Origin of the sequence: Vibrio sp. AIC-3, assembly GCF_013114515.1 — a bacterium.
GTDB classification, from domain to species: Bacteria; Pseudomonadota; Gammaproteobacteria; order Enterobacterales; family Vibrionaceae; genus Vibrio; species Vibrio crassostreae_C.
On record NZ_VTXG01000022.1, the window covers coordinates 68,234 to 76,320 of the forward strand.

The following is an 8,087-nucleotide window of genomic DNA, read 5'->3' on the forward strand; positions in this document are numbered from 1 at the left end:
AACATAATGATTGGTTGCAGCTTGGTTGGGCTAGGTTGTGAAATACATTCAGCTACGAAATACGCTTACAAATGGCTAATCCACAGCTTGTCGAGTTCGCACCAACCGAAACCATTTACTTGTGCGCCGTGTATCTTTTCAGAAACCTCTAAGTTGAACGCCTCTTGCTTGAGCTCAACCACAACTCCAGATTCATGCAACCAATGCCGAAGCACCAACAGTGCATTCATTGCTAACTCAAAGTTGGGCTGGTTTGTTATTGAGGCTAAGCCTTGTTCGATTGTCTCTAGCATCTCAGAAGGTAAAGTTAATTCCTCAAACGGGAAGCGAGTGAAAAAGCTTAACCACGAAGTGAAGGTGTCGTTCTCATCAATAATACTGCACAGCGCGACGTCTTTGGTAGTTAGGTAGTGAGTTAGGTAGTGCCCATATTCCACGCTGGTTTTGTGGTCGCCAGACACTGACAACTGATCGAAAAGGGCTTGGCATTCAGAGGTGTCTTCAACGGTGAACTCACGAACGGTTGAAGACAACATCGGGCTTTGAATCTTAAAGAAGGTTGAGCCGAAATCCGGTTGGGAAGAATGGTCATCGCCACGCACGCTGGTCGTCTTCTCGGGCAGTTTCACGCACACCTGATTTTGAGCGCAGGCTTTGCTCTGTGCCCATTCAGGATAGACCCACAACTCGACTCGATTGAGAATCGGCGTGCTGTGTGAATAGGCGCTATTGCGGCTCAATCTCAACATCTTGCTTGAGAAGATGTCTAATGAGAACGCGCCAGATCCAATCAGCCTATCAGTCGGTGATGAGTGATCGAATACGGAGGCTTCAGCCCTAGCAAGTAGGCGCGGTAAATGCCAATCAGGTTGATTCAACTTTACGACAACCACATTGCCTGCCGAGACAGAGACCTCATCAATATGCTGATAACAGCGACGCCATATTTTGCTTTGGCAGAGCGAGTTAAGGTTGCGTGCTATGTCTTGAGGTTCGAGTGTTCTTCCGTTATGAAAGTGAACACCATTGCGAATCTGAAAGTGCCACTGTGTCGCATCTTGATTAGGCTGCCAATGATAAGCCAGATCGCCGCTGAGTTTGCCGTGCTTAACGGAGGTTAGGCGTTGGCAAACTTGCATAACTAAGAAACGTTCGGTGCGTCTAAGCACGCGTTGAGGGTGAAGCGCTTCGAGTTCTCGGTGAAACGGGATGTACGCGATATTCTGCGTCGACGGATTGGTATTGCTTAGAAAGGCTTGCAACTCAGTGCCAGCATTGCGGCCGTTGAAGCTCAAGGTGCTAAACACCTGTTCTATGTTGCCTGCGTCAGCTTGGGTTTGTGCGTATTGGTAACACGCCTCAATGGGTTCAACCAGACACGTGAGTTGTGCCTTCTTGCTGCGGCCTGAGCTAGCTTGCCACTCAATCCAGCCTTGTGCTGTCATCGCTTTGAGTAAGGTCTGAACGTGACGTTCACTCACGTGCAGCAGTGTGGCCAGTTGGTTGACCTGACAGTGTGATACTCCAGGCCCAAAAGCCTGAAATATCTTTTCATACAGTTCAAGCTTACGCTTAAGGTTGCCCAATTTGCTTTTCCTAACGACGAGGTTGAGTTAAATGTGAATAGCCAGAATCAATCAGTGCGTTTTCCATTGTATCGAGAACTCGAGAGGTTATCTCTGAGCTCAGGATATTCGATTCAGTTTTGCCTTGAAGCACCAAATCTGAAAAATGGTCGATTTCAAACTCGAATCCATTCCCTATCACTCGGTAGTTAATGGTCGACTTTTTGCCTTGATGTTCAATCTCAATAAAGGCCGGATTCCACCATTTTTCGTGAATGGTGATTTTGGTTTCAGGTCCACTCAAGTGTGCTGTTCGGGGAAGGTTTTGCACTGTTGATGCCGATATCTTACCGCTTATATCACCAGAGAATGTAAAGCATGCATTGGTATCAACATTCGCTCCCTCATAAAGACACGACATCTCTACCTGAGGTTTTGAAGGGTTTACACCCAGCGTTCGGCACAGATCGTAAAAGAACCAAAGCCCATAGACCCCAACATCGAGTGTTGCTCCGCCTGACAAATCCGGATTGAAGATAAACAAATCGGGCTCATAGTCATGATGGTTACCAAAGCTGGCTTCGATTGAATCTATCTGAATGTTGTTATCGACCAAGAATGATTGGAGCTCACGATATGCGGGAAACACCACGGTTTTCATTGCTTCTAACAGCATCACGCCATTTTGCTTCGCGAGAGCTTTCATCTCAAGCCAGTCAGCAAGGTTGGTAAAAGCCGGCTTCTCAACCAATACATGCTTATTACTCTTTAGAAACAGTTCGGCGAGTGGCTGGTGGTATGGGTGAACCGTAGCGATGTAAACCGCTTCAACACTTGGGTCATTCGCCATCTCTTCATAAGAACCATACGCCTTGTCGCAAGCAAACTTGTTGGCGAACGTGGCTGCGCGTGAGTGATCTCTTGCGGCAACTGCATACAATTCACCATGCAGACAATGCTCTGTGACTGCGGTAGCGAATCGATTGGCGATATTGCCTAGCCCTGCGATACCCCATTTAATTTTTCGTTGCGTGTCGCTCATCAGTTACTCCAAATCGTTGTTTTGTATCAGTGTACTCAGAGACGCCACATACAAATAGAGAACAGATTTCTCAACCTGTTCTCTATTTATTTTATTCTAGTTGAAGCTCAGGATTAGCTCTGTAGGGAGCATTTCCAATCGGCTAGGGCTTGAATGTGTTTTGGCCCGATGCCACAACAGCCACCGATAATATTCGCGCCAAGAGCGTGCCAGCGTTTTGCGTAAGCTAAGTAACCTTGGCCATCCAGTTCACGCATTTCTTGAAACATGTCATTAGCTTTATGTTCGCTGCTGATAGGCGCAAAGTTGTTGGCGTAGACACCAATGTCTAAATCACTGCCTATCTCATCGATTACTTTCTTGGCATCGATAATGGCTTGATCCATCACTTCAGGCACTGAACAGTTAAACATAATGCCTGTCGCGTTTGATTGGCAGGCAAGTTTGATGGCGTCTGTTACGCTCTCGCCAGAACGAATATTGGCAGAATCGCCCTTGGTATCTTCCAAACTGAATGCGTAGTAACACGGCTTATCTGACTGCTTAAGAACCGCATGAATGGATTCGAACTCTTGCAGGCTGCAGATGGTTTCCGCTATCCAAAGATCGATGTTTGGATCCTGGGCATCGTAAAGCGTTTGAATGATTGGCGCTGCCTCTTCTACCTTAAACAAGTCTGGTCGGTAGCTGCCAAATGGCGGTGGAATCGCGCCTGCTACTTTCACTGTGTGGGTAGCATTGTCTGCAACTGCTTTAGCCAGCTCACCAGACAGTGTGGCTAGTTCAAAGCCTCGCTGCTCGAACAGCTCTTCACCCAAGTGAAAAGGCACACAGGCGTAGCTATTGGTGATTAGGATTTCAGCACCTGCATCGACAAAGTTTTGATGTGCTTGGCTGACAAATTCGGGTGCTTCAATCAGCGCTTGAGCACTCCAAAGCGGTTGAGAAAATGGCGCGCCAATTTCTTTGAGTTCTCGGCCCATGCCGCCATCAAGTATGGTTAGTGTTTTCATATTCAATACTATCTAAACAATTGCTGAAGTTCTGCCGCCACCATATCAGACAACCTTGTTAGACAGAAGCCATCAAGCCAAGGTTCAACTATCGATGAGGGAGTTTCGTTATAAGCCGTCTAGCGGGCTAGTCGTGCCACTAAAGTGTTGCCCAATAACGTGAGTGTAAATCTGAGTTGTCTTAACATCACTGTGCCCCAGTAGCTCTTGAACCGTTCTGATATCGGAGCCTGACTTTAGAAGTTGCTTAATAAATTGATTGTATAAATAGGCTAGAGCATTGAGAGCTACCTTTTGAGTATTGATGGCTACTTTTTGTTGATTAGCTAAATGAGAAAGAAAGGAGACAACTTCAGCGGCATGCATCTGTTCAGGGTGTTTAAGCTTATGAAAATGAATGAAGTATTTTATCCAGTAACAGTAGGCTTTGATTGTCTTGCGACTATAGCCTCGCATCGTCATATGTTCGCAAATTGCCTGCATGAATTGACTCGCCATATATTCCCCTCACAAAATCTGTACATACAGACAGTTTATTGCTTGTTGAATAATTAATGACTTAAAAAAGAGTGGTTTTTAACTCTGATTGAGCACGAATTTAACGAGAGGCTTATTTTAAATTATTGATTATACTGCAGATTTATGGGTGGTTAAGAATGAGGCCGAGCGTTACATAGTCGGCAATATGTGCTTGCACGTTTTCACACTTATTGTTTAGACCCACTTTTATATTAAATGCATAGCATTCAGTTGGTTATGAGTGACCTTTTTGATATGTTAAGCGGATAGATTCGTGCTTGCACAATATTAAAATGTTAGCAGTTCAAGGAGAACAAAGTGATTGAAAGGAAGCGGGGTGCCTATCAAGGTCGAAATAAGTCCTCAGCATATAAAGACTTGGTTTGGACAGTAGCAACATCATCAGACACTTCTCTGGATATAGTTGGTCAAACTAAACTGACTCTAGAAACGATAGACAAAAACCTTGAAGAATTAGGTTCTAATAAAACTCAAATAGTAAGTGCGCAGGTGTTTATCGCCAATATGCCAGATAAACCTAAAATGGATAAAGTTTGGTGCGAGTGGTTGGGTGAAAATCCAGAACACTGGCCTCAACGAGCGTGCCTAGGTGTTGCGTTAGAAGGTGACGTACTTATTGAAGTGACAGTAACAGCAGTAAGACGTTAGAACACTGCTAACAAGCAATTTAAGAGGGATTCACAACGCTTGGCATTTTTGTTTCTACTTCAGTTTTAGTGTTTATGGCACAATGCTTTAGGTTTGGGTGTAGGCGTTGTTCACCCCTTAATTGGGCGTTAAATTACTAGGAAAGTTAAGTGAAAAGAAAATTACAAGTATTTGTATCTTCGACTTATGAAGATTTAAAAGAAGATCGTCAGTCAGCGGTAAGTGCAATTCTGAAATCGGGACATATTCCAGCAGGTATGGAGTTGTTTACTTCTGGTGATAAATCCCAAATGGAAACTATTCGTAATTGGATTGAAGAGTCTGATGTATATATGCTGATTCTTGGTGGTCGATATGGGAGTTTAGAGCCTAGTTCGGGCGTTAGTTACACCGAACTAGAGTACAACTATGCTTTGGAACTTGAAAAACCAGTATTTGCTGTCGTTATTAATGAGGAAGCTCTAGAGTCTCGAGTTAGAGATATTGGTACGCATCTTATGGAAAAAGAAAACCCTAAGGAGCTGAAGTTATTTAGAGATAAAGTACTTTCAAACATCTCTTCTTTCTTTGATGATGATAAAGACATTAGGCTGTGTGTTTATGAAAGTTTATCTGATTTTTCAGCAACCCGAGAGTTAAAGGGGTGGGTATCTGCAGACGAGGTTGCAAATGTACAGCCTTTGCTAGAAGAAATAAGTAGATTGACCGAAGCTAACAACGAACTGATAGAAAAGCTAGCTTTAGCTGAAAAGAGAATCAATTCTGTAAGCACAGATAAAAATCAAAATAACAACTTTGACGAATTAACGCAGTTACTTGAATCAATAGATGTTGTTATCCCACCTAAAATCACTGGTAAAGAGGAAGAGGTCCAGAGAACGCTGCTTGACCTTTTTGTAATTAATAAAGAGGTCTTTGTTACTGGTATTACAAATCAGATGAATAGCGGAGAAGCTGCATCATTTATGTATCATAACGTTTGCCCTAAATTGCAAATTCATGGATTAGTAATTAATGAAAAAGTAGCAAGTGTCCAATGGCGCCGATTTAATATTACTAAAAAGGGTAATGATTACTTAGCGTACTTAGATAGAAAGTTACATTTGAGCGAATAGTAATTTAACAAACAATTTAAGAGTGATTCCCCACGCTTGGCATTTTTCGTTTGAGTCTAGTTTAGTGTTTACGGCGTCCAAATTGAGTGTTGTGGTTGCGTGGCTCACACCTTAATTGGGCGTTAAGTGAATCGTTAGGTTGGTCGTAGTAATTATATGAAAGTTAATAATAAAAAAGTACTAGATACAAACAAACATAAATATGGATGGTTTGCTAAGTCTGATATTCTTGGTAGTTATGATTTTTATACAACCATTATATCTTTAGATTCAGTAGAGAGTAGTGATCTTGAGAGTATCAAGTCAGATGAAGTTCATCTAAAGAAAGTTAGGTCCAAAAAAGAAAAGTTGCGCCTAGGTACATATCAAAAATTAAAAAAGGTGAATCCATTAGCTCATCATGAATATACGCACTTTATCGACTCGACCTCGACGTTGTGGGGAATGCGGTATTTATTCGAAATGAAAGAAGCCTACGTACAGAATACGAAAAAATATCAAAGTGTTGAAACGGAATTTTATAAATCAGCCCTTTTTTACAATAAGGTCAGAAGCTTCAGACTGCCAAGTTATTACACAGAACTTGGCACAGCTCAAAACAAAAGACCTTGGAGGTATAAAGAAACTTCAGGTAACCGTTTCTCAATTGATGGGTCTGTATCAGACCACCCAGTTTTCTTCGTACATTTCCGTAACTGTAATGATGATTTCCTAGTACGTTCTCCACTATCTATGATTTCCATTCTTGAGTCATCGGCAATGGCACAAGAATTAATCAATAATCTTGATTTAATACAGTGTCTTCCATCGGATATCAAAACCGTACAAGCGTCGCTCTATGACCGCGAGATTATGTCATTAGTTTATGATGAAAAACTGACAGAATATTCTGTATGTTGCCACCTAGTCTCCAACGACCAAAAGTATGCAGGGGTTCAGAACTCGCTAAAGGCTTGTTTTTTAATCAATAGGGTGATTCTCAATTTTCCATCGTCTGCATTTTCTATACTTTCAAAGCTTGAAAATTTAGAGGGTATTCTTTCTATTTATAACGAAGAATATATTGAAAGAATTAGAAATGGTTTAAGATATCAAGATCATGGCACACTATTTTTTATGATATCTAAGCTATTACCATCTAATAGCTTAGAATCAACTCCTAGCATAATTAGTGGCATTGATACTGCATTGGCTCAACTAGGTTGCTCGTTAGCGGAGATTAAAGCTGAAGCTCAGAAAGAAATGGATGAGGTTTACAATAACCTTAAAGCACTTCCAACTAGTCTCATTGATGTTATTGCAACCTCAGGAAAGAAAAACTTTCAATTGATTGATTGGTCGCATGTGAGGCTCCCTTTCGAAAAACTTGAGTTACCACGCTGCTGCCTTGGGGATTTAAATGAAGCAATCGTTTTGTCTAAGGTTGATAGCCCTATTGGGAAATTGAAATTAGATGATGTATTTGATGAACTAAGTGATGGAAATATTTGGGTGGAAAAACTAAATGAAGCGTGTATTTAGATTCACTTAACAAACGACTATGGCGTCAATGATTAATTTTTGGCTGTGTTTTCATCCCACATGGCGCCATCTCTGAGCATAGAGTTAAGTGTCACAACCATCTTTCGTACGCACGCGATTATTGCGACTTTTTTAGGTTTCCCAGCAGCTAAAAGTCGAGCATAAGTCGCTTTGAATATGGGGTTACATTGCATGGCTGACATCATCGCCATGTATAAAACGGTTCGTACTTGCGCTCGACCGCCTTGGATCACGCGCTTACCTTTGTAGCGCCCACTTTCGCGTGTTATTGGAGCGACACCAATCAGTGATGCTGCTTGTTTATTCGTGATGTAACCAAGTTCAGGTACGTTGCTAATTATTGATGCAGCGGCAATGTTTCCTATTCCTGGGACGCTTTGCAATATTGTGTTTTTAGCTTGGTATTCAGGGCTATCTTCAATGAGTTTAACGAGCTTTTCTTCTAACTTGGTGATTTGATTTTTTATCGTGGTTAGCATTGGTTTGATAGTCGGATGGAGAGAGGCGGGAAGTATCTTGATTCGGTTCTTTTCCATGGTTTGCATGGATAACAACTGGTTTCGGCGAATGACTAAGTCACTCATTAGGCGTATGTTTTTTGGCTTTATGACAGTAAGAGCTG

The 8,087-nt window shown here is 42.1% G+C and carries 8 protein-coding genes; 3 read left to right on the forward strand and 5 right to left on the reverse strand.

Translation table 11 applies throughout. The annotated features are described in order from the left end of the window. Window positions 1–65: 65 nt before the first annotated feature. From F0229_RS15320 to F0229_RS15335, 4 genes are all read right to left on the reverse strand, one after another. Window positions 66–1,586: an SgrR family transcriptional regulator gene (locus F0229_RS15320; RefSeq protein WP_171733181.1), complete on the reverse strand. Its 1,521-nt coding sequence runs from the start codon at window positions 1,584–1,586 to the stop codon at window positions 66–68. 10 nt (window positions 1,587–1,596) lie between these two features. Next, window positions 1,597–2,607, reverse strand: coding sequence for a Gfo/Idh/MocA family protein (locus F0229_RS15325; protein ID WP_171733182.1), 1,011 nt, complete (start codon window positions 2,605–2,607; stop codon window positions 1,597–1,599). Window positions 2,608–2,720: 113 nt separating this feature from the next. Further along, window positions 2,721–3,620, reverse strand: a complete 900-nt coding sequence (locus F0229_RS15330; protein ID WP_171733183.1) for a homocysteine S-methyltransferase family protein — start codon at window positions 3,618–3,620, stop codon at window positions 2,721–2,723. A gap of 108 nt (window positions 3,621–3,728) precedes the next feature. Further along, window positions 3,729–4,118, reverse strand: a complete 390-nt coding sequence (locus F0229_RS15335; protein ID WP_017060182.1) for a phage integrase N-terminal SAM-like domain-containing protein — start codon at window positions 4,116–4,118, stop codon at window positions 3,729–3,731. Between the two features lie 339 nt (window positions 4,119–4,457). Here F0229_RS15335 and F0229_RS15340 point away from each other — a divergent pair, with 339 nt between their 5' ends. The 3 genes from F0229_RS15340 (at window position 4,458) to F0229_RS15350 (ending at window position 7,444) form a co-directional block, all read left to right on the forward strand. Continuing rightward, on the forward strand, window positions 4,458–4,808 hold the full coding sequence (locus F0229_RS15340) for a RidA family protein (RefSeq protein ID WP_017068152.1): 351 nt from the start codon (window positions 4,458–4,460) through the stop codon (window positions 4,806–4,808). Window positions 4,809–4,957: 149 nt separating this feature from the next. Beyond that, window positions 4,958–5,923, forward strand: coding sequence for a DUF4062 domain-containing protein (locus F0229_RS15345; RefSeq protein WP_171733184.1), 966 nt, complete (start codon window positions 4,958–4,960; stop codon window positions 5,921–5,923). 156 nt (window positions 5,924–6,079) lie between these two features. Continuing rightward, window positions 6,080–7,444 (forward strand): hypothetical protein, encoded by a 1,365-nt coding sequence (locus F0229_RS15350; protein WP_171733185.1) that lies wholly within the window; start codon window positions 6,080–6,082, stop codon window positions 7,442–7,444. Between the two features lie 32 nt (window positions 7,445–7,476). On the opposite strand, the gene F0229_RS21790 is transcribed toward F0229_RS15350, so the two are convergent. Further along, window positions 7,477–8,087, reverse strand: a 611-nt coding sequence (locus F0229_RS21790) for a transposase (protein WP_216606156.1), incomplete at its 5' end; no start/stop codon positions are given.

Coding starts and splice junctions, on each gene's coding strand:
- F0229_RS15330 (WP_171733183.1), bottom strand. CDS start 3,620: ATGAAAACACTAACCATACTTGATGGCGGCATGGGCCGAGAACTCAAA.
- F0229_RS15350 (WP_171733185.1), top strand. CDS start 6,080: ATGAAAGTTAATAATAAAAAAGTACTAGATACAAACAAACATAAATAT.
- F0229_RS15335 (WP_017060182.1), bottom strand. CDS start 4,118: ATGGCGAGTCAATTCATGCAGGCAATTTGCGAACATATGACGATGCGA.
- F0229_RS15325 (WP_171733182.1), bottom strand. CDS start 2,607: ATGAGCGACACGCAACGAAAAATTAAATGGGGTATCGCAGGGCTAGGC.